The following is a 23,536-nucleotide window of genomic DNA, read 5'->3' on the forward strand; positions in this document are numbered from 1 at the left end:
CATGACCACGTCCAAGAACGACCGCATCTCCGCGTTGCCGGAGCACCTCCGCGAGAAGCTCCGCGCTCGGCTCGCCGGCCGGGCCGCGCCGGTGGTCGACGTGATCCCACCCGCGCCGCGGGACCGGCCGCTGCCGCTGTCGGCGGGCCAGCAGCGGCTGTGGTTCCTGGACCGCTTCCAGCCCGGCGGCACCGAGTACACCAGCGCGACCGCGCTGCGGCTGACCGGTCCGCTGGACCGGGAGAGGCTGGCCGGCGCGGTGCGCGCGCTGGTGCGCAGGCACGAGTCGCTGCGCACCACGTTCGACCAGGTCGACGGGCGCCCCGTGCAGGTGGTGCACGACGACGTCGAGGTCGACCTGGTCGCCGTCGACGACCTGGCCGAGGTGCTGGACGAGCCGTTCGACCTGCGGCGCGGCCCGCTGTTCCGGGCCGCCCTGCTGACCGGGTCGGCCGACTCGCACGTGCTGCTGCTGGCCTCGCACCACATCGTCGTGGACGGCTGGTCGCTCGGCGTGCTGGTCGAGGAGCTGGGCGCGCTGTACCGGGGCGAGGACCTGCCCGAGCCCCGGTTGCAGTACGCCGACTACGCCGTCTGGCAGCGTGGACGGCCGGTGGACACCGGGTTCTGGGTCGACCGGCTGGCCGGTGCCGTGCCGCTGGACCTGCCGACCGACCGGCCGCGGCCGGCGGAGCGCACGTCGGCGGGCGCGACGCACGAGTTCACCGTGCCCGCCCGGCTGGCGGGCGGCCTGGCGGAACTGGCCCGGGTGCACGAGACCACGCTGTTCACCGCCGTGATGGCGGCCTGCCAGCTGCTGCTGGCCCGCTACACCGGCCAGGACGACGTCGCGGTCGGCACGGTCACCAGCGGGCGCGACCGGCCGGAGCTGGCGGGCCTGGTCGGCTTCCTGGTCGGCACCGTCGTGCTGCGGTCCACTGTGGACACCTCACGGTCGTTCGTCGAGTTCCTGGCCGAGGCGAACCGGACGGCGCTGGACGCGTTCGCGCACGACGACGTGCCGTTCGACCGGGTGGTGGAGGCGGTGGGCGCGTCACGCGACCCCAGCCGCACGCCGCTGTTCGACGTGATGGTGGTGCTGCAGAACGTGGGCCGCGGCCTGCCGGACCTACCAGGCCTGCGCGTCGAGGAGCACCCGCTCGGCCGGGCGTGGTCGAACTTCGACCTGACCTTCGAGTTCACCGAGACGCCGGAGGGGCTGCACGGCGCGGTCGAGTACAGCACCGACCTGTTCGACGCCGGGACGGTCGACCGGATGGCCCGGCACCTGCTCGCCCTGCTGGGCGCGATCACCGCCGACCCGTACCGGCCGATGGCCGAGCTGTCGATGCTGCTCGGTGACGAGCCGGACGGCCGCGGGCCGGCGCGGGCGGTGCCGGACACCACGTTCCCGGCGCTGTTCGAGGCACAGGCCCGCCGCACGCCGGAGGCCACCGCGCTGGTGTGCGACGGGGAGTCGCTCACGTTCGCCGAGCTGGACGCCCGCGCCAACCGGCTCGCGCGCCACCTGCTCGCCGACGGCGTCGAGCCCGAGCAGATCGTCGCGCTGGCGCTGCCGCGCGGGCTGGACTGGGTGGTCGCGCTCCTGGGCATCCTCAAGGCGGGCGCGGTGTACCTGCCGGTCGACCCCGGCCTGCCCGAGGGGCGGTACGCGCACCTGCTGGAGGACTCCGGCGCGGTGCGGGTGATCGACGCGCCGGTCGACACCTCCGGCCTGCCGGACACCCCGCCGGACGTGCCGCTGCGGCCCGACAACGCCGCGTACGTCATCTACACCTCGGGCTCGACCGGCCTGCCCAAGGGCGTCGTGGTCGAGCACCGGCACCTGGTGAACCTGCTGCACGACCACCGCGAGACGTTCGCCGGCGACCGGATGCGCGTGGCGCTCAGCGCGGTGTTCTCGTTCGACACGTCGTGGGAGGGCGTGCTGCTCATGGCCGACGGCCACGAGCTGCACCTGCTCACCGACGACGTGCGGCTGGACGCCCACGCGTTGATCGGGTACGCCCGCGAGCACCGGATCGACCTGCTGGACCTGCCGCCGTCCTACGTCCGGCAGCTCCTGGCCGACGGCCTGCTGAGCGCCGAGGACGGGCCCAAGGTGCTGGTGCTCGGCGGCGAGGCGCTGGGTTCGGCGCTGTGGCGCGACCTGGTGGCCACCGGGCTGCGGGCGCACAACTTCTACGGCCCCACCGAGACCACGGTGGACGCCGTGTCGTGCCGCGTCACGGGCGACCGGCCGGTCATCGGCACGCCGCTGGGCAACGTGACCGCGCACGTGCTGGACGACGACCTGCGGCCCGTGCCGGTGGGCGTGCCGGGCGAGTTGTTCATCGCGGGCGGCCAGGTCGCCCGCGGCTACCTGGACCGGCCGGGGTTGACCGCGCAGCGGTTCCTGGCCGACCCGTTCGGCGGGCCAGGCGGGCGCATGTACCGCACCGGTGACCGGGTGCGGTGGGTTCCCGTCGGCGGAGCCGACGACCAGGCGCGGGGGCACGTCCTGGAGTTCCTGGGCCGGACCGACGACCAGGTCAAGATCCGCGGGTTCCGGGTCGAGCCGGGCGAGGTGGAGGCCGCCATCTCCACCCACCCGGACGTCACCGAGGCCGTCGTCGTCGCCCGCGAGGACGACGGGCACACCCGGCTCGTCGCCTACGTGGTGACCACCGCGCCGGTCGACCTGCGCGCGCACCTGCGGAAGTCGTTGCCGGACTACCAGGTGCCGTCGGCGTTCGTCGAGCTCGACCGGCTGCCGCTGACGCCCAACGGCAAGCTGGACAAGGCCGCGCTGCCCGCGCCGCAGGCGGTCGCCGCCGGCGAGTTCGTCGCGCCGCGCACCCCGGCGGAGGCCGAGCTGGCCCGGATCTGGGCCGAGGTGCTCGGCGCGGAGCGGATCGGCGTCGAGGACAACTTCTTCGCGGTGGGCGGCGACTCGATCCTGTCCATCCAGCTGGTGTCCCGCGCGCGGCAGGCCGGGCTGCACCTGACCTCGCGCGACGTGTTCCGGCACCAGACCGTGGCCGAGTTGGCGCTGGTCGTGTCGCAGGCCGTGCAGACCGCGCCGGAACCGGTGTTCACCGGGCCCGCGCCGCTCACCCCGATCCAGCGGTGGTTCTTCGCCGAGTACGGGCCGCTGGCGCACTTCACCATGTCGCTGCTGGTCGAGCTGGAGCCGGCGGTGGACGCGGAGGCGTTGCGCGCCGCCGTGCGGACCGTCGTCGGGCACCACGACGCGCTGCGGCTGCGGTTCCGCGAGGTCGACGGGCGGTGGGCGCAGGAGGTCGCGGACACCGAGGCCGACGTGTTCCGGGTCGAGGTCGACGCGGACGTGGAGGCCGCGGCACGGGAGGCGCAACGCGGCCTCGACCTGGTCGCGGGACCGTTGCTGCGGGCGGTGTTCTTCCCCGGCGCACGGCCGAAGCTGCTGCTGACCGTGCACCACCTGGCGATGGACGGCGTGTCGTGGCGGATCCTGCTCGCCGACCTGGAGCAGGCCTACCGGGACGTGCCGCTGGAACCCGTCGGCACGTCGTTCACGCAGTGGGCGCACCGGCTGGCCGAGCACGTGGCGTCCGGCGCGTTGGACGACGCCCGGGAGCACTGGGACTCGCTGCCCGAGCCCGAGGCGCTGCCGGTCGACCGCGACGGCGCGAACACGGCCGGGTCGACCCGCGTGGTGTCGGTGCGGCTGGACCGGGCGACCACGGACGCGGTGCTGACCGCCGTGCCGCCGGTGTACCGGACGCAGGTCAACGACGTGCTGCTCAGCGCGCTCGGCCGGACGTTGGCCGAGTGGACCGGGCGGGACGAGGTGAGCGTCGCGCTGGAGGGCCACGGCCGCGAGGAGCTGCTGCCGGGCGTGGACCTCAACCGCACGATCGGCTGGTTCACCACGCAGTTCCCGGTGGTGCTGGAGCCCGGCGACGACTGGGGCCGCACGCTCAAGTCGGTCAAGGAGTCGCTGCGCGCGGCGCCGCACCGGGGGCTGAGCTTCGAGGCGTTGGGCGGCGGGAAGCTGCCGCAGGTCTCGTTCAACTACCACGGCCGGTTCGACGTGGCCGACGGCGGTTTCTACCGGGCCCGGCGCGACGCGGTCGGCGAGGACCTGGCCGCCGACCGACCGCGCACCCACCTGATCGAGGTGACCGGGCTGGTCGAGCGCGGCGAGCTGGAGCTGAGCTGGCAGTACTCCGAGCACGTGCACGACGAGGAGACCGTGCGGCGGCTGGCCGAGCGGACCCTGGAGGCGCTGCGGGAGATCGTGGCGCACTGCGCGCGGCCCGGCGCCGGCGGTCGCACGCCGTCGGACTTCCCGCTGGCCCGGCTCACGCAGGAGCAGGTCGACGCGCTGGCCGGGCCGGACGTGGAGGACATCCTGCCGCTCACGCCGTTGCAGGCGGGCATGGTGTTCCACAGCCTGGTCGAGCCCGGCGCGTACGTCGACCGGATGCGGCTGGTGCTCGACGGCGTGCGCGACCCCGACGCGCTGCGCCAGGCGTGGCAGCGGGTCGTGGACCGCACGCCCGTGCTGCGGTCGAGCGTGGTGTGGGACGGGGTGGCCGAGCCGGTGCAGGTCGTCCACCGGCACGTGGAGCTGCCGGGCGGGCCGGTGGACGCGCCGTTCGACCTGGGCGTCGCGCCGTTGCTGCGGGTCGAGGTCACGCCGTCGGGCGACGACCGGGTCGAGCTGGTCTGGTCGTCGCACCACGTGATCCTGGACGGCTGGAGCACCGGTCAGGTGTTCGGCGAGGTGCTGGAGCAGTACCGGGCGATCGTCACCGGCACGCCCGCCCGGCTGCCCGCGCGGCGGCCGTTCCGGGACTACCTGCGCTGGCTGGCCGAGCAGGACCGCGGCGCGGCCGAGGCGCACTGGCGGTCCGTGCTGTCCGACGTGGACGGACCGACGCCGCTGCCGTTCGACCGCGCGCCCACGCGGGCGCACCGCTCGGAGGCGTCCGCGGCGGTGCGGTTCTCGCTGGACCTGGGCGACGCCGTGCAGCGGGCGGGACTGACCGTGAACACGGTGGTGCAGGGCGCGTGGGCGCTGCTGCTGGCCCGTGCCTCCGGTGAGGCGGACGTGGTGTTCGGCAGCACGGTGTCCGGTCGCCCGGCCGAGCTGGCCGGCGTCGAGTCCATGGTCGGCATGCTGATCAACACCGTGCCGACCAGGGCGGTCGTGGACGGCGCGGCCGAGGTGGGCGCGTGGCTGCGCGAGCTGCAGGCGGCGCAGAGCGAGTCGCGGCGGTTCGAGCACACGTCGTTGGCCGAGATCCAGCAGTGGGCCGGGACGAGGCTGTTCGACTCCGTGGTGGTGTTCGAGAACTACCCGTTCGAACGGGACGGCGACGGGCCGCGCGTGGTCGAGATCGACGCGGTCGACAACACCACGGTGCCGTTGACGGTGAGCGCGTCCCTGACCGACCGGCTCACCCTGGACCTGGCCTACGACCCCGAGCTGTTCGACGCCGCCACCGCCGAACGGCTGGCCGGGTGGCTGCGCGAGCTGGTCCGGGCGATCGCGGCCGACCCGACCACCAGGATCGCCGACCTGCCCTGGCTGACCGACGCCGAACGGCGCCAGGTGCTGGTGGAGTGGAACCGGACCGCGCTGGACACGCCCGCGGCGCTGTACCCGGAGGTGTTCGCCGAGCAGGCCCGCCGGACGCCGGACGCGACGGCGCTGGTCTTCCAGGACCGCACGGGCTCGCGCACGGCGTTCACGTTCGCCGAGCTGGACGCCCGGGTGAACCGGCTGGCGCACCACCTGCTCGCGCGCGGCGCGGGGCCGGAGCGCACGGTCGCGGTCGTGCTGCCGCGCTCGGCCGACCTGGTGGTGGCCGTGCTCGCCGTGCTCAAGGCGGGCGCGGTGTACCTGCCGGTCGACCCGCGGCTGCCCGCCGAGCGGATCGACTTCCTGCTGCGCGACGCGGACCCCGCGTTGGTGCTGGACGCCGTGCCCGACCTGGCCGGGCTGCCGGACGCACCGCCGGCCGTGGCGTTGCGCCCCGAGCAGGCCGCCTACCTGATCTACACGTCCGGGTCGACGGGCACGCCCAAGGGCGTCGTGGTCGAGCACCGGCAACTGGCGAACCTGTACTACGCCAACGAAGCGGCCCTGATGGGCGAGCCGACCCGGTTCGCGGTCACCGCGACGTTCTCGTTCGACACGTCGTGGGAGGGCCTGCTGTTCCTCGCGGCGGGCAACGAGCTGCACGTAATCGACGAGGAGCTGCGGCTCGACCCGCCCGCGCTGGTCCGGTACGTCGCCGAGCACGGCATCGGCACCGTCGACCTCACCCCGTCCTACGCGCGGCAGCTGGTGCAGGCCGGGCTGCTGGAGTCCGGGTTGCGGGTGATCATGCTGGGCGGCGAGGCGGTGGACGCGGCGCTGTGGCGGGAGATCGCCGCCTCGCCGGTGGCGGGCTTCAACCAGTACGGCCCCACCGAGGTCGCGGTCGACTCGGTGGCGACGCCGGTGGTCGGCGACCGCCCGGTCATCGGGCGACCGCTGGCCAACCTGTCGGCGTACGTGCTGGACGCGGACCTGCGGCCGGTGCCGCCGGGCGTGCCCGGCGAGCTGTACCTGGGCGGCCCGCAGGTGGCGCGCGGCTACCTGGACCGACCGGGCCTGACCGCCCAGCGGTTCCTCGCCGACCCGTTCGGCCCGGCCGGCGCGCGCATGTACCGCACCGGTGACCGGGTGCGGTGGTTAGCCATCGGCGGAGCCGACGATGAGACACAGCCGGCACTCCTTGAATACCTGGGCCGGGCCGACGACCAGGTCAAGATCCGCGGCTTCCGGATCGAGCCCGGCGAGGTCGAGGCGGCGCTGCTGGACGTGGCCGGTGTGCGGGAGTCGGCCGTGGTCGTCCGGGACAATCGGCTGATCGGGTACGTGACCGGCGCGCCGGAGACCGACCCGCGCGACGCGCTGGCCCGCGCGCTGCCCGACTACCTGGTGCCGTCGGCCGTCGTCGTGCTGGCGGAGCTGCCGCTGACGCCCAGCGGCAAGGTGGACCGGAAGGCCCTGCCCGAGCCGGACCTGGCCGGCGGGTTCGTCGCGCCGCGCACCGACGCCGAACGCGTCGTGGCCGACGTGATGGCCGACGTGCTCGGGCTGGACCGGGTCGGCGCGCTGGACGACTTCTTCCGCCTCGGCGGCGACTCGATCCTCAGCATCCGCGTGACCTCGCGGTTGCGCGCCGCGTTCGGCGTGCAGCTGTCGCCGCGCGCGGTGTTCGACCACCCCACGGTGTCCGGCCTCGCCTCCGCCATCAGCTCCGGGGCGGGGTCCGGTCAGGGTGCGGTGGACGCCATCCCGGTGATCCCGCGCGATGGCGTCCACCCCCCGCTCGTCCACCCGCAGTCGCCCGCGCAGCGGCGGTTGTGGTTCCTGGACCAGTTCGAGGCGGGCAGCACGGAGTACGTCACGCCCACCGCGCTGCGCCTGCGCGGACCGCTCGACCCGGACGCGCTGCGGCGTGCCCTCGACGGCCTGGTGGCCCGGCACGAGTCGCTGCGCACGACGTTCGACGACGGCGTGCAGCTCGTGCACGAGCCGTTCCAGGTGCCGCTCGCGGTCGAGGACTCCGACTGGGAGGCGGTGCTGCTCGACGAGGTCGGCACGCCGTTCGACCTGCGCGAGGGGCCGCTGTTCCGGACCCGGCTCGTGCGGGTGGCGCCCGAGGACCACGTACTCGTGCTGACGCTGCACCACATCGTCACCGACGGCTGGTCCACCGGGGTGCTGACCCGCGACCTCGGCGCGCTCTACGCGGGCGAGGAGCTGCCGCCGCTCGCCGTGCAGTACGTGGACTACACGGCCTGGCTGCCCGAGCCCGCGGTCGACCACTGGGCCGGGCGCCTGGCCGGCGTCCAGCCGCTGGAGCTGCCGACCGACCGGCCGCGGGCGGCGGTGCGCGGCACCACCGGCGCGATGCACGGGTTCACCGTGCCCACGCCGGTCGCGAAGGCCGTGAAGGCGTTGGCGGCCGAGCACGGCGACACCCTGTTCACCGCGCTGCTGGCGGCCACGAAGGTGCTGCTGGCCCGCTACACCGGGCAGGACGACATCGCGGTCGGCACGGCGGTCTCCGGTCGCGGTCGGGCCGAGCTGGACGACGTGGTCGGCCTGTTCGTCAACACCGTCGTGCTGCGGTCCACCGTGGACCCGCGGCGGTCGTTCACGGAGGTCCTGGCCGACGTGCGGGCCACCGTGCGGGACGGTTTCGCGCACCAGGACGTGCCGTTCGAGCGGGTGGTGGACGCCGTCCGCCCGGACCGCGACCCCAGCCGCAACGCCCTGTTCGACGTCATGGTGCTGATGCAGAACTTCGGCGCCGACGCGCCCGAGCTGCCCGGCCTGCGGGTGGAGGACCTCCAGCTGCCGCTGGTGACCTCGACGTGCGACCTCACCGTCGAGTTCGGCGAGGTCGACGGCGAGCTGCGCGGCGCGGTCGAGTACAGCACCGACCTGTTCGACGCGGAGACGGTCGACCGGATGACGCGGCACCTGCTGGTGCTGCTGGAGGGCGTCACGGCCGCGCCGGACCGCCCGGTGGGCGAGCTGCCGCTGCTGCTCGGCGACGAGCCCGACGGGCACGGCGCGCGGCTCGACGTCCCCGACACCACGTTCGCCGCCGTGTTCGAGGAGCAGGCGCGGCGCACGCCCGACGCCGGCGCGCTGGTGTGCGGCGACACCCGCCTGACCTTCGCCGAGGTCGACGCGCGGGCCAACCGGCTCGCGCATTACCTGCTGGCCGCGGGCGCGGGTCCGGAGCGGGTGGTCGCGGTGTCGCTGCCGCGGTCGGCCGACTCGGTGGTGGCGATCCTGGCCGTGCACAAGGCGGGCGCGGTGTACCTGCCGGTGGACCGGGACCTGCCGCGCGACCGGGTCGACTTCCTGCTGCGCGACGCGCGCCCGGCGCTCGTGCTGGACGAGGCGCCCGACCTCGCCGGCTACCCCGCCACGCGCCCGGACGTGGTCGTGCGGCCGGACCAAGCCGCCTACGTGATCTACACGTCCGGCTCGACCGGCGTGCCCAAGGGCGTCGTGGTCGAGCACCGGCAGCTGACCAACCTGGTGCACGACCACCACCGGGTGCTCGCCGCCGAACCCACGCGGGTCGCGGTGACCGCCGTGTTCTCCTTCGACACGTCGTGGGAAGGGCCGCTGCTCATGGCGGCGGGCCACGAGCTGCACGTGATCACCGACGACGTCCGGCTCGAACCGGCCGCCCTGGTGGAGTACGTCCGCGAGCACCGCGTGGACTTCCTCGACCTGACCCCGTCGTACGTGCAGCAGCTCATCCCGGCCGGGTTGCTCGACGGCGACCACGTGCCGGCGACCGTGATGCTCGGCGGCGAGGCGCTGCCGCACGCGCTGTGGCGGACGCTGGCCACGTCGCGCACCACCGCGCACAACTACTACGGCCCCACCGAGGTGGCGGTCGACTCGGTGGCCACCGTCGTCACCGGGGACCGCGCGCTGATCGGCCGCCCGCTGCTCAACCTGGTCGCCCACGTGCTCGACGAGGACCTGCGCCCGGTGCCGGTCGGCGTGCCCGGTGAGCTCTACCTCGGCGGTGCGCAGGTGGCCCGCGGCTACCACGACCGGCCGGGCCTGACCGCCCAGCGGTTCCTGGCCGACCCGTTCGGCGGGCCCGGCGCGCGGATGTACCGCACCGGGGACAAGGTGCGGTGGGTCCCCACCGGGGACGGGGCGGAAGCCGCCCTCGAATACCTGGGCCGCACCGACGACCAGGTGAAGATCCGCGGCTTCCGGGTCGAGCCGGGCGAGGTCGAGGCGGCGCTGCTGCACCACCCGGACGTGGCGCAGGCCGCGGTGGTGGCGCGCGAGCACAACGGCCACCAGCGGCTCGTCGCCTACACCGCGGGCACGGCCACCGACCTGGCCGGCTGGCTCAAGCAGCGGCTGCCGGACTACCTGGTCCCGTCGGCGTTCGTGGCGCTGGACGCGCTGCCGATGACGCCCGCGGGCAAGGTGGACCGGCGGGCGCTGCCCGCGCCGACGTTCACCGAGACCGGGTACGTGGCCCCCGCACCGGGTGTCGCGGCCACGCTCGCCGAGATCTGGGCCGACGTGCTCGGCGTCGACCGGGTCGGCGCGCGGGACAACTTCTTCGCCCTGGGCGGCGACTCGATCCTGAGCATGCAGGTCGTGTCCCGGGCCCGGCAGGCCGGGCTGAAGCTGACGTCCAAGGACGTCTTCCTCCGGCAGACCGTCGCGGACCTCGCGCTCGCCGTCACCGACGACACGGGGCCGACGCACGAGACCGTCACCGGGCCCGTGCCGCTCACCCCGGTCCAGCGCTGGTTCTTCGCCGAGCAGGGGCCGTTGGCGCACTTCACCATGTCGGTCGTGGTGGAGCTCGGCGACGTCGAGCCGGCCGCGGTGCGTGCCGCCGTGCGGGCCGTCGTCGCCCACCACGACGCGCTGCGGCTGCGGTTCACGCAGGTCGACGGCGAGTGGCGGCAGGAGGTGGCGGACGTGGAGCCCGCCGAGGTGTTCCGCCTCGCCTCGGGCGACCTCGCCGCCGAGGCCCACCTCGCCCGCACCGGCCTCGACCTGCGGCACGGCCCGCTGCTGCGCGCGGTGCTGTTCGACGACGGCAGGCTGTTCGTCACCGCGCACCACCTGGTGGTCGACGCGGTGTCGTGGCGGATCCTGCTGGAGGACCTGGGCACCGCGCTGAACGGCGGCGACCTGGGACCGAAGAGCACGGCGTTCACCGAGTGGGCACACCGGCTGGATCGGCACGTGCGCGAGGGCCGGTTCGACGCCGCCCTGCCGCACTGGGCCGACGTGCCGGTGGAGGAGCCCGTGCCGACCTCGGCGGGCACCGCGCGCAGCGTGTCGGTGCGGCTGGGCAAGGCCGAGACGGACGCGCTGCTGCACACCGTGCCCGACGCCTACCGCACGCAGGTCAACGACGTGCTGCTCACCGCGCTGGCCTCGGCGTTCGCCGGGCGGGCGCTGGTGACGCTGGAGGGCCACGGCCGGGAGGAGCTGTTCGACGGCGTCGACCTGTCCCGCACGGTCGGCTGGTTCACCGCCGAGTTCCCGGTGGCGCTGGAACTGCCGGACGGGGACTGGGGCGCGGCCCTCAAGTCGGTGAAGGAGCAGCTGCGCGCCGTGCCCGACAAGGGGTTGAGCTACGAGGCCCTGAAGTACTGGGACCGGGGCGTGACCGGCCCGCTGCCGCGCGTGTGCTTCAACTACCTGGGCCAGTACGACGCCGAGCTCGACGACCTCGACCACGGCCGCGAGGTGCCGGACGACGCCGTGCGCCCGCACCTGCTCGACATCAGCGCCGCGGTGTCGTCCGGGGAGCTGGTGCTGGACTGGGAGTACTCCACCGAGGCGCACGACGAGGCCGCGGTGCGGGCGCTGGCCGACCGGATGGTCGACGCGCTGCGCGGGATCGTCGCGCACTGCGCCGGGCCGGACGCGTGGGGCCGCACGCCGTCGGACTTCCCGCTCGCGAAGCTCACCGCCGAGCAGGTGGACCGGATCGTCGACCGGGACGTGGAGGACGTCTACCCGCTGACCCCGTTGCAGGCGGGCATGCTGTTCCACGGCTTGGTGGACGACGGCACGGCGTACGTGAACCAGCTGCGCGTGCGACTGTCCGGAGTGGACGATCCGCGGCGGTTCGCCGAGGCGTGGCAACGCGTGGTCGACCGCACGCCCGTCCTGCGCACCGAGGTGGTGTGGGAAGGGCTGGACGAGCCGGTGCAGGTGGTGCGGCGCGGCGTGACCGTGCCGGTGACCTACGCCGACGTGACCGACGAGGTGGTCGCGGCCGACGCGGCGGCGGGCATCGACCTGACCGCGGCGCCGTTGATGCGGCTGGTGGTCGGGCGGTCGTCGGACACCGCGATCGACCTGTTGTGGACCTCGCACCACCTGCTGCTCGACGGCTGGAGCACCGCGCAGGTGTTCGGCGAGGTGCTCACCGAGTACGCGGGCGGCACGGTCCCGGCGCGGCGGCCGTTCCGCGACTACCTGGCGTGGCTCGCCGAGGTCGACCAGTCGGCCGTCGAGTCGTACTGGCGCGGCGTGCTGGCCGGGTTCGAGGAGCCCACCGCCCTGCCGTTCGACCGGCGGCCGACCGAGGCGCACCGCGCCGAGTCGTCCGCGCAGGTCGTGCTGGACCTGCCCGCCGACCGGCTGGACGCGGTCGCCCGCACGCACGGCCTCACGGTGAACACGCTGGTCCAGGGCGCGTGGGCGGTGCTGCTGGCCCGCACCTCGGGCCGGCGGGACGTGGTGTTCGGCAGCACGGTGTCCGGCCGTCCCGCGGAGCTGCCCGGCGTCGAGTCGATCGTCGGCATGTTCATCAACACCGTGCCGACCAGGGTGTCGGTGGAGCCCGACGCCGACGTGGTGACCTGGCTGCGGCGGTTGCAGGACTCGCAGGCCGAGTCCCGCCGGCACGAGCACGTGTCGCTCGCGCAGGTGCAGGGGTGGGCGGGCACGCGCCTGTTCGACAGCCTGCTCGCGTTCGAGAACTACCCGGTCGAGAAGGACTCGCCGGACGGCGCGCCGGGCATCGGCGAGGTGGACAGCCTGGACACCACGTCGTTCCCGCTGACCGTGCGGGCGTACGTGGACGACTCCCTGCACGTGGAGCTGACCTACGACCCCCGGCTGTTCGACGCCGGCACGATCACCGCGCTCGGCGACCGGCTGGCCCGGCTGCTCGACGCGATCGGCGCGGACCCGCGGCGGCGGGTGTTCGAGCTGCCGTGGCTGTCCGACGACGAGCGCGACCAGGTGCTGGTGTCGTGGAACGGCACGTCGTCCGGCGCGGTGGTCGAGGACACCATCCCGTCGCTGTTCGCCGCGCAGGCGGCGCGCACGCCGGACGCGCCGGCGGTGACGTGCGGCGGCGCGAGCCTGACCTACCGGGAGCTGGACGAGCGGTCCAACCGGTTGGCGCACCACCTCGTCGCGGCCGGCGCGGGCCCGGAATCACTGGTGGCGCTGCGCTTCCCGCGCTCGCTCGACCTCGTGGTCGCGGTGCTGGGCGTGCTGAAGTCCGGTGCGGCCTACCTGCCGCTGGACGTGTCGTACCCGGCCGACCGGATCGCGTCCATGATCTCCGACGCCCGGCCGGCGGTGACCCTGGACGGGCTGCCCGACCTGTCCGGGCTGCCGACCGACGCCCCGGACGTCCCGCTGCGACCGGACAACGCCGCGTACGTGATCTACACGTCCGGCTCGACCGGCCGCCCCAAGGGCGTCGTGATCCCGCACTCGAACGTGGTCAGGTTGTTCTCCGAGACCGACCACTGGTTCGGCTTCGGACCCGACGACGTGTGGACGTTGTTCCACAGCTACGCCTTCGACTTCTCCGTCTGGGAGCTGTGGGGACCGCTCCTGCACGGCGGCCGGCTCGTCGTCGTGCCGTACGAGGTGTCGCGGTCGCCGCGCGACTTCGCCCGGCTGGTGGCCGACGAGGGCGTGACCGTGCTCAACCAGACGCCGTCGGCGTTCTACCAGCTGCTGGAGGAAGCGCCCGACCTCGACGTCCGGTACGTGATCTTCGGCGGTGAGGCGCTGGACCTGCGCAAGGTGTCCGCGTGGCGCGGCTCGGGCGCGTTGGTCAACATGTACGGGATCACCGAGACCACCGTGCACGTCACCTGGACGCACGCGGACGGCTCGATCGGCGTGCCAATCCCCGACCTGCGCGTCTACGTGCTCGACGACGAGTTGCAGCCCGTCGCCCCCGGCGTGGTCGGCGAGATGTTCGTGGCCGGTCCGGGAGTGGCGCGCGGCTACCTCGACCGGCCGGGCCTGACCGCGCAGCGGTTCCCCGCCGACCCGTTCGGCCCTCCTGGCACGCGCATGTACCGCACCGGCGACCTGGCCCGGTGGGTCGACGGCCGGCTGGAGTACTTCGGGCGCGCGGACCAGCAGGTGAAGATCCGCGGGTTCCGCATCGAGCTGGGCGAGATCGAGGCGGTGCTGGCCGCGCACGAGGCCGTGGCGCAGGTCGCGGTGATCGTGCGGGACGACCGGCTGGTCGCCTACTACGTGCCCGCCGGCACGGCCGCGGCCGCCGGGTTGCGCGAGCACGTCGAGCGGTCGTTGCCGGACTACATGGTGCCGACCGCCTACGTGGCGCTGGAGCGGTTGCCGCTCAACGCCAACGGCAAGCTGGACCGGGCCGCGCTGCCCGCGCCGGAGCGGGAGGCGTCGGCGGCGGGCGGGTTCGTCGCGCCGCGCACCGGGGCCGAGCGGCTGGTCGCGGACGTGTGGGCCGACGTGCTCGGCCTGGCCGAGGTGGGCGCGGAGGACAACTTCTTCACCCTCGGCGGCGACTCGATCTCCAGCATCCGGGTGGTGTCGCGGCTGCGGTCGTCCTTCGACGTCTCGCCGCGCGACCTGTTCGACCACCCGACCGTGGCGGCGCTGGCGGCCCGGCTGTCCGGGTCCGCGTCGACCGGCCGTGAGATCACCCGCGTGGACGGTGACGGGCCGCTGTCGTTCGCGCAGCAGCGGTTGTGGTTCCTGGACCAGTTCCAGCCCGGCGGCACCGAGTACGTGACGCCGCTGGCCGTGCGGCTGCGCGGCGCGCTGGACGTGCCGCGGCTGGAGCGGGCGTTGAGGGCGCTGGTCGAGCGGCACGAGTCGCTGCGGACCACGTTCCCGGCGGTGGACGGCCTGCCGGTCGCCGTGGTGCGGCCGGCGGACGTCACGCTGCCGGTGGTGGACGAGATGCCCGCGCCCGAGCCGTTCGACCTGGCCGAGGGGCCGCTGTTCCGGCCGGCGCTGGTGCGCCGCGGACCGGAGGACCACGTGCTGGCGCTGACGATGCACCACATCGTCACCGACGGCTGGTCCGGCGGCGTGCTGATGTCCGACCTGGCCGCGCTGTACGGCGGCGAGGAGCTGCCGCCGCTGCCCGTCCGGTACGCCGATTTCGCCGCCTGGCAACGGGCACGGCCGCTGGACGCGCAGCTGGACTACTGGCGCGACCAGCTGGCCGGCGTGCCCGCCCTGGAGCTGCCGACGGACCGGCCGCGGCCGCCCGTGCAGACGACGGCGGGCGCGCAGACCGGTTTCGCGGTGCCGGCGGAGGTCGCGGACCGGCTGCGGGAGCTGGCGCGGGCCGTGGACGGCACGTTGTTCATGGCGCTGGTGGCCGCCTGCGAGGTGTTGTTCCACCGGTGGTCCGGGCAGGACGACTTCGCGGTCGGCACGGTGGCGTCCGGTCGCGACCTGCCGGAGACGCAGGACCTGGTCGGGTTCTTCGTCAACACGGTGACGCTGCGGGCGCGGGTCGAGCCGACCGCGACGTTCCCGCAGTTCCTGGCCCGCACGCGGGCGACCGTGCTGGACGCGTTCGCGCACCAGGACGTGCCGTTCGAGCGGGTCGTGGACGCGGTGCGGCCCGACCGCGACACCAGCCGCACGCCGCTGTTCCAGGCCGTGGTGGCGTTGCAGAACGCGCCGCAGGCGGCGGGCTTCCCCGGGCTCAACGCGGAGGACGTCGAGCAGCCCACGGTGAGCAGCAGCTTCGACGTGACGGTGGAGTTCACCGAGGCGCCCGACGGCGGGCTGCACGGGTCGGTCGAGTACAACACCGACCTGTTCGACGCGGGCACGGTCGAGCGGCTGGTCGAGCACCTCGGCGTGCTGCTGGCCGGCATCGCGGCCGACCCCGACCGCCCGCTGTGGGCGCTGCCGGTGCTGCCGCCGGCCGAGCGGGAGCTGCTGGCGGCGTGGGGCTCGACCGGGCCCGCCGTCGACGGGCCCGGCTTCGTGGAGCTGGTCGAGGCGCGGGTCGCGCGCACGCCCGACGCGTTGGCGCTGACGGGTGCCGCCGACGTGACCTACGCCGAGCTGAACGCCCGCGCGAACCGGTTGGCGCACCACCTGATCGGGCTCGGCGCGGGCCCGGAGCGGATCGTCGCGCTGCGGCTGCCCCGCTCGGTCGACCTGCTGGTGGCGGAGCTGGCGGTGCTCAAGGCCGGCGCCGCGTTCCTGCCCGTCGACCCGGAGTACCCGGCCGAGCGGATCGCGTTCATGCTCGACGACGCCCGGCCGCTGGTGGTGCTGGACGGTCCGCTCGACGTGTCCGGTCAGCCCGACACCGACCCCGGTGTGGCGGTGCGGCCGGAGCACCCGGCGTACGTGATCTACACGTCCGGGTCGACCGGGCGGCCGAAGGGCGTGGTGGTGTCGCACGCCGGCCTGGCCACGTTCGCGGCGGCCGAGATCGAGCACTTCCAGGTCACGCCGGGCGACCGGGTGCTGGAGTTCTCCTCGCCCAGCTTCGACGCGTCGGTGCTGGAGCTGTGCATGGCCCTGCCCGCCGGCGCGGCGCTGGTCGTGCCGCCGCCCGGACCGCTGCTGGGCGACCAGCTGGCCGAAGTGATCCAGACGTTCGGCGTGACCCACGCGCTGATCCCGCCGGTCGCGCTGGCCACCGTGCCGGACGTGCCGCTGCCGACGTTCCGCACGCTGGTGGTGGGCGGCGACGCGTGCTCGGCGGACCTGGTGCGCAGGTGGGCCCCCGGCCGCCGGATGATCAACGCCTACGGTCCGACCGAGTCCACCGTGGTCACGTCGTGGAGCGGGCCGCTGGAGCCCGGCGGCGTGCCGCCGATCGGCCGGCCGATCCCCGGCACGCGCGTGCACGTGCTGGACGGCGAGCTGCGGCCGGTTCCGATCGGGGTGGCCGGCGAGCTGTACGTGTCCGGCGTCGGGTTGGCGCGCGGGTACCTGGACCGGCCGGGGCTGACCGCGTCGCGGTTCCTGGCGAACCCGTACGCCGCCGAGTCCGATTCTCCGGCGGGGTCCCGCATGTACCGCACGGGCGACGTGGTGCGGTGGACCGGGCGCGGCGTGCTGGAGTTCGTGGGCCGGGCCGACGAGCAGGTGAAGATCCGCGGGTTCCGCATCGAGCTCGGCGAGATCGAGACGGCCCTGCTGCGGCACCCGGACGTCCGCGAGGCGGTCGTCGTGGCCAGGGCGGACGCGCGGGGCCACAAGCGGCTCGTCGCGTACGTCGTGGGCGAGGCCGCGCGGTCGTCCCGGGTGGAGGAGGTCCGGGAGTTCCTGGGCGAGTCGCTGCCGGACTACCTCGTGCCGTCGGTGTTCGTGCCGGTGGACGCGCTGCCGATCAGCCCCAACGGCAAGGTGGACCGGGCGAGGCTGCCCGAGCCGGACTTCGGCGCGCTCCTCGGCGCCGGGTACGTCGCGCCGGCCGGGCCGGTGGAGGAGGCGCTGGCCGCCGTCTGGGCCGACGTGCTCGGCGTGCCGAAGGTGGGCGCGCAGGACAACTTCTTCGCGCTGGGCGGCGACTCGATCCTGAGCATGCAGGTGGTGGCGAGGGCGCGGCAGGCCGGCTACCGGTTCGCCACCCGTGACCTGTTCGTGCACCAGACCGTGGCGGCGCTCGCCCCGCACGTCGCGGTGGAGGTCGCGTCGTCGGCCGACCGGGCGCCGGTGGTGGGCGACGTGCCGCTGACGCCGATCCAGCACTGGTTCCTGACGTCCGGGCGGCGCAACCCGCACCACTTCAACCAGTCGCACCTGGTGGAGCTGGACCCGGCGGTGGACGTGGCGGCGTTGCGGCGGGCGTTGGGCGTGCTGGTGGCGCACCACGACGCGCTGCGGCTGCGGTTCACCTCGGTCGACGGGGTGTGGCGGCAGCACAACGACGACGTGGGCGACGTGGACGTGCTGACCGTCGTGGACGGGGTGGCGGAGCTGGAGGAGGTCGCGGACGAGGTCCACGCCTCGTTCGACCTGGCCACCGGTCCGTTGTTCCGGGCGGTGCTGTTCCGGGCCGACCAACCGCTGCTGCTGCTGGTGGCCCACCACCTCGTGGTCGACGGGGTGTCGTGGCGGATCCTGCTGGACGACCTGGAGACCGCCTACCGGGGCGAGGACCTCGGCGCCAAGACCACCTCGTACCAGGAGTGGTCGCGGCGGCTGGAGGCCCACGTGCTCGGCGGCGGGCTCGCCGACGAGGTCGAGCACTGGACCCGGTCGTTCCCGCCGTTCCCGGCGCCGTCCGGGCCGCCCGAGGCGGTGACCGTGGAGCTGTCCGAGGAGGACACGGACGCGTTGCTGCGCGGCGCGCCCGCCGCCTACCGCACGCGGATCAACGACGTGCTGCTGGCCGCGTTGGCGTGGGCGTTGTCCCGGTGGACGGGATCGTCGCGGGTCGCGGTGGACCTGGAGGGCCACGGGCGCGAGGACGTGCTGGACGTGGACCTCTCGCGGACCGTCGGCTGGTTCACCGCGGTGTTCCCGGTGTCGCTGGAGGTGCCGGACGGCAGCTGGCGCGACCGGGTCAAGGCGGTGCGGCGGCAGCTGCGGGCCGTGCCGGGCAACGGGTTCGGGTACGGGCCGCTGCGGCAGCACGGCCTGGTGCCCGACGGCGGGCGGCCCGCGGTGTCGTTCAACTACCTGGGCCAGTTCGACGGCGGCTCGGACCGGTCGAGCGGCCTCTACCGGGCCGTGCGGCCCTCCGTCGGCGCGGACCACGACCCGTCCGACACCGCCGACCACGTGCTCGACGTGGTCGGCGAGGCGGGCCGGACGCTGGGCTTCACCTGGTACTACCACCCGTCGGCGCACTCGGGCGCGGAGATCGGCGCGGTGGCCGCCGACTTCGCCGCCGCGTTGCGGGCGATCGCCGCGGACTGCCGGGGTGCGCTGTGACGACGTCCCTGGCGCGCAACCGGAACTACACGCTGCTGTGGGGCGGTCAGGCGCTGGCCGAGGTGGGGTTCAGCGCGTCGATGCTGGCCCTGCCGCTGCTGGTGCTGTTCCTGACCGAGTCGCCGGTGCTGTCCGGTCTCGTGCTGACCGTGGACGCCACCGCGCAGCTGCTGGTCGGGCTGCCGGCCGGCGCGCTGGTCGACCGGTGGGACCGCCGCCGGATCATGCTGTGCTGCGAGGCCGCCCAGGTGGTCGCCCTGGGCGGGCTCGTGGTGGCGATGTGGGTCGACGCGGTCACGATCCCGCACGTCATGGCGGTCGCCGCGGTGCTCGGCGTGTGCCGGGCGTTGTTCGAGCCCGCCGAGGACGCGTGCCTGCCGCGGCTCGTGCCGGAGTCGCAGCTGGCGACGGCCGTGGCGATGAACAGCGCGCGGTCGTCGTTGGGGCAGATGGCGGGGACGGCGCTGGGCGGCGCGCTGTTCGCGGTGACCCGCTGGCTGCCGTTCCTGGTGGACCTGGCCACGCACGTGGTGGCGTTCGTGGCGCTGCTGTTCCTGCGGGTGCCGCCGTCCGCGCCGGTCGGGTCGCACCCGCACCTGCTGCGGTCGATCGGCGAGGGCCTGCGGTGGGTGTGGGGCCGGCGGGAGATCCGGGTGACGGCGCTGTGCGCGGTGGTGCTGAACCTGTTCTTCACCGCGTTCTACGTGGTCGTCCTCGTGCTGGTGCGCGACCGGGGCGCGTCGTTCGGCGAGATCGGCGTGATGGCGGCGATGCTCGGCGTCGGCGGCGTGCTCGGCGCCCTGGCCGCGCCGTGGCTGCACCGCGTGCTCGGGCCGCACCGGTCGATCGCGTCGGTGTTCTGGGTGCTGACCCTGCTGGTGCCGTGCGCGTTGGCGGTCGAGTCGGCTTACCTGATCGGGGTGCTGTTCGCCCTGATGAGCTTCCTCGCGCCGACCGCCAACACCACGATCAGCACCCACCAGCTGCTGCTCACCCCCGACGAGCTGCGCGGACGGCTCAGCGGGGTGATGGGTGTCGTCGTGGGCGGCGCGGGCGCGGCCGGTCCGCTCGTCGGCGGCGTGCTGACCGAGGCGCTGTCGGCCGGCGCCGCCGTAGTGGTGTGCGCGGCGGGCATCTTCGTCATCACGGTTTTCGTCACAGTCAGCCCGACACTGCGCGGGTATGCGAGAACACAGGAGGAGAACGAGGTATGAGGGACGACATCACGTACCAGGTCCTGGTCAACGACGAGGGCCAGTACTCGTTGTGGCCCGCGCACCACGACGTGCCCGCCGGGTGGCGGTTCGAGGGCACCAAGGGCACCAAGGACGAGTGCTCGGCGCACGTCGACAAGGTGTGGACCGACATGCGGCCGGCGTCGTTGCGCGCGGCCATGGACTGAGGTCCGGTCGTCGGCGCCCCGGCCCGCTTCAGAACAGCGGGATCAGGGCGCCGACGACGCCGGCGGCGACCAGGGCGCTCACCACGCCCCGGCGCAGCGCCAGCAGCCACAGCACGGCGAGCCCGAGCAGGACGAACTGCCACGGCTCGTGCAGCGACCAGGCCAGCGGCACGGTGGAGCCCGCGATCGCGCCGATGGCCGCCGCGCCCGCGCCGGTGAGGAACGCCTGAGCCCGGTCGTCGTCCCGCAGCCGTTGCAGTCTCGGACCGCCCGCGATGACCATCACGAACGACGGCGCGAACGCCACGAACGCGGCCAGCAGCCCGCCGCCCAGCCCGGCGGCGGCGTAGCCGACGACCGCGACCGTCTGCACGACCGGTCCCGGGGTGATCTGCCCGAGCGCCACCGCGTTGAGGAACTGCGCGTCGGTCATCCACCCGTACGTGTGCACGGCGTCCTGCCGCATCAACGGGATGATCACGAAACCGCCGCCGTACGACAGCGCGCCGACCTTGGCCGCCACCCACGTCAACGCGCCCAGCCCGCCCCCGGCGGCAGGCAGGGCCAGGACCACGGGCCAGTTCGCGCCCCGGCCCGGCGGCGTCCGCACCGCGATCTCCACCAACCCGGCGGCGACCAGCACGAGCACCAACCACGGCCCGGTCACCGCCGCCGCCACCGCGCCCACCACCAGGTACGCCGCCCAGCGCACCCGTGCCGCCGACGCCGAGCCGACCCGCCGGTAGCTGCCCGGGATCAGGCCCCACGCCGCGTGCAGCGCCACCGCCGGCACCGCCGCCCCCGCGCCCGCCGCCGCCCCCGTGACCCACGCGGGGGCGTTGTCGGCCAGGAACAGCACGGCCAGCGCCAGGATCAACACCAACCCCGGCACGATGAAGCAGACCCCGCCGACCACCGCGCCCGCCGCGCCGCGCAGCCGCCACGCGCACAGGATCGCGAGCTGCGTGGAAGCGGGCCCGGGCAACAGGTTGGTGACCGCGATGCCGTCCTCGAACTCGCGATCGGAAAGCCACCCCCGGCGGGTCACGCACAGGTCCCGCAGCAACGCGATGTGCGCGGGCGGCCCGCCGAACCCGACGCACCCGATCCGCCCCCACTCGCGGGCGATGGTCCCCAACCCGACCCCGGTCACGGGGCGGCCACGCGATCGACCGAGGTACCGCAACTCACCGCAGCCAGCTCCCGGACGTGGAGGTCGTCTCGCATCGGGGCCATCTTCACCGAGCCGCCCGCCACGGGCAAAACCGCCCCCTGTGACGCTTGCCCCGGCCGGCTCCGCTGCCCGACACTGGCCACGGCGCGGGTCGTGGGGAGGCGCGGGGTGAAGTTCGCCGCCTGGGTGGTGTTCGCGTGGGTGAGCCTCGCGACGGCGATCTGGGCCGCGCCCGTCTCGATGACCCACGTCGGCGGCGACGTCCCCGCGCAGGACTCGTTCGACCACCCGTGCGCCTTCGACGAGGCCGGGATGAAGAACTGCTCCGACACGTCGTCCTACCGGTGGCCGTTGTCCGGTGGAGGCGCCGTCACCACGACGTGGGAACCCGGGCGTGAGGACATCACGGCCGTCACCGGCACGCTCGTCCACGAGCACGCCGACTGCCCCGACAGCCGCGTGGAGTGGACCGTCGTCGCCGGCGACCGCACGAGCGGGACGCTGACCGCCGAGAACCCCACCATCGAACTGGACATCGACGTGCGGCAGCCGCTGCGCGAGCTCACCCTGACCGTCCGCCGGCTGGACTCCGCGCCCTGCGCCGGCGCGCTGCGGTGGAGCGACCCCCGGCTGGAGCCCCCGTACAAGCTCCTCCCCTGACCCGGCCCCCGAACCGCCGCCGCTAACGTCACCGCGGTGAGCGCAGACGACTGGCTGACCGACACCAGGGTTTCCTACGACACGGTGGCCGAGAGCTACCTCGACATCGCGGGCGAGGCGTTGGCGAAGACCCCGCTGCTGCGGGGCGTCCTGGCGATGTTCGCCGAGGCCGCCCGCGAGGTCGGCGGCCCGGTCGCCGACATCGGCTGCGGACCGGGCCTGATCACGTCCCACCTCCACGGCCTCGGCCTGGACGTGTTCGGCGTCGACCTCTCACCCCGGATGGTCGAGCTCGCCGGCCGGCGCCACCCCGACCTGCGCTTCCACGTCGGCTCCATGACCGACCTCGACCTGGCCGACGACTCCGTCGGCGGCGTGCTGGCGTTCTACTCGATCATCCACGTCCCGGACCGCGAGATCCCCGCGGTCCTGACCCACTTCCACCGCGTGCTGCGGCCGGGCGGCGTCGTCATGCTCGGCTTCCACGTAGGCGACCGCGCCCGCCTCAAGACCGAGGGCTACGGCGGCCACCCGATGTCCGTCCACGTCCACCGCCGCCCGGTCGAGCGAGTGGCCGGCTGGCTGCGTGACGCGGGCTTCACCATCGAGGCGCAGGTCCTCATCGGCCCCGACGACGAAGTCCCGGGCGGAATGCTCATCGCCCGGACCGGATCTTGAGGAAGCTCGGGCCGTGCCGGACCTGATCGCGCCGACCACCCGCCTCCACGACGCCTGGTTGGCGGCACGCGACGACTGGGGCCCGGGCGTCCACGAGGACGGCTTCGGCCTGCTCCCGTCCGACGAGGTCGACTCGCCTGCGGGGTTCGCCACCTGGGTCGCGCGCATGGCCGACGGGCCCGGCTCGGTGTGCCGGTGGATCGTCGAGGACGGCCACGTGCTCGGCGGCATCGCACTCCGGCTCACCCCTGACGACCACGTGCGGACCTTCGGCCACATCGGCTACGGCATCCGCCCCTCCGCGCGCCGACGGGGCCTGGCCACCTGGGCCCTGGGCCGCATGCTGGACGAGGCCCGCTCCCTCACCCTGCACCGCGTGCTACTGGTCTGCGAAGACACCAACACCGCGTCGGCCAAGACGATCGAGCGCAACGGCGGCATCTACGACGGCACCCACCCCACCGACCACGGTGTCATCCGGCGCTACTGGATCAACCTCCACTAACCCCGACCCCCGCCACAACCCACCACCACACTGCACCTCCGCCCCTCCCCACCCCCCTTCCACCCTCGCCACCCTCTTCCACCCTCGCCACACCTGTCCGCCGCCGGGCCGCCGTTTTATCCGGCTAACGGAAGACATGCGATTCGGGTTGTCCCAGGTTCCACTCTTCACCCAACCGAGTGATCCACCACCCGCCCACCGAGACCACCCGACCCCGCCCGCCCACAACGGACCCGCACACCCGCACCGAGACCACCCGACCCCACCCACCCACAACGGACCCGCACATCCGCACCTAGGCCCGATTTGACATGGGTTCGGGTGCCATAGGCTGGTCGAAGCCGGGCAGGCTTGGCGGACGCTCTTCCCGCCAGGCCTGCCCGGCTT

7 protein-coding genes are annotated in these 23,536 nt (G+C 74.2%); 6 read left to right on the forward strand and 1 reads right to left on the reverse strand.

Annotated elements, in window-relative coordinates; all coding sequences use genetic code 11:
• The first annotated feature begins 1 nt into the window (after position 1).
• From ABTZ99_RS36845 to ABTZ99_RS36855, 3 genes are read left to right on the forward strand one after another with little or no spacing between them, the layout of a single operon-like run.
• On the forward strand, positions 2-18,730 hold the full coding sequence (locus tag ABTZ99_RS36845) for a non-ribosomal peptide synthase/polyketide synthase (protein ID WP_499617831.1): 18,729 nt from the start codon (positions 2-4) through the stop codon (positions 18,728-18,730).
• Positions 18,727-19,944 (forward strand): MFS transporter, encoded by a 1,218-nt coding sequence (locus ABTZ99_RS36850; RefSeq protein ID WP_499617832.1) that lies wholly within the window; start codon positions 18,727-18,729, stop codon positions 19,942-19,944. The genes ABTZ99_RS36845 and ABTZ99_RS36850 overlap by 4 nt, the downstream gene beginning before the upstream one ends.
• Positions 19,941-20,132: an MbtH family protein gene (locus tag ABTZ99_RS36855; RefSeq protein WP_230568599.1), complete on the forward strand. Its 192-nt coding sequence runs from the start codon at positions 19,941-19,943 to the stop codon at positions 20,130-20,132. The genes ABTZ99_RS36850 and ABTZ99_RS36855 overlap by 4 nt, the downstream gene beginning before the upstream one ends.
• A 28-nt stretch (positions 20,133-20,160) precedes the next feature.
• On the opposite strand, the gene ABTZ99_RS36860 is transcribed toward ABTZ99_RS36855, so the two are convergent.
• Positions 20,161-21,285, reverse strand: coding sequence for a chromate transporter (locus ABTZ99_RS36860; protein WP_499617833.1), 1,125 nt, complete (start codon positions 21,283-21,285; stop codon positions 20,161-20,163).
• 189 nt (positions 21,286-21,474) lie between these two features.
• Between ABTZ99_RS36860 and ABTZ99_RS36865 the strand changes: the two genes are divergently transcribed.
• The 3 genes from ABTZ99_RS36865 to ABTZ99_RS36875 are packed head-to-tail and all read left to right on the forward strand — an operon-like array spanning position 21,475 to position 23,149.
• Positions 21,475-21,966 carry a hypothetical protein gene (locus ABTZ99_RS36865; protein ID WP_499617834.1) on the forward strand — a complete coding sequence of 164 codons (492 nt, stop codon included), beginning with the start codon at positions 21,475-21,477 and terminating at the stop codon, positions 21,964-21,966.
• A 36-nt stretch (positions 21,967-22,002) separates the two neighbouring features.
• A complete protein-coding gene (locus ABTZ99_RS36870; protein WP_499617835.1) occupies positions 22,003-22,644 on the forward strand; it encodes a class I SAM-dependent methyltransferase in 642 nt (213 codons plus the stop codon).
• Between the two features lie 13 nt (positions 22,645-22,657).
• The gene (locus ABTZ99_RS36875) at positions 22,658-23,149 is read left to right on the forward strand and encodes a GNAT family N-acetyltransferase (protein WP_499617836.1); all 492 of its coding nucleotides are present in this window, start codon (positions 22,658-22,660) and stop codon (positions 23,147-23,149) included.
• Positions 23,150-23,536 lie beyond the last annotated feature (387 nt).

The sequence above is a fragment of the Actinosynnema sp. NPDC002837 genome (assembly GCF_040295345.1).
Classification (GTDB): Bacteria; Actinomycetota; Actinomycetes; order Mycobacteriales; family Pseudonocardiaceae; genus Actinosynnema.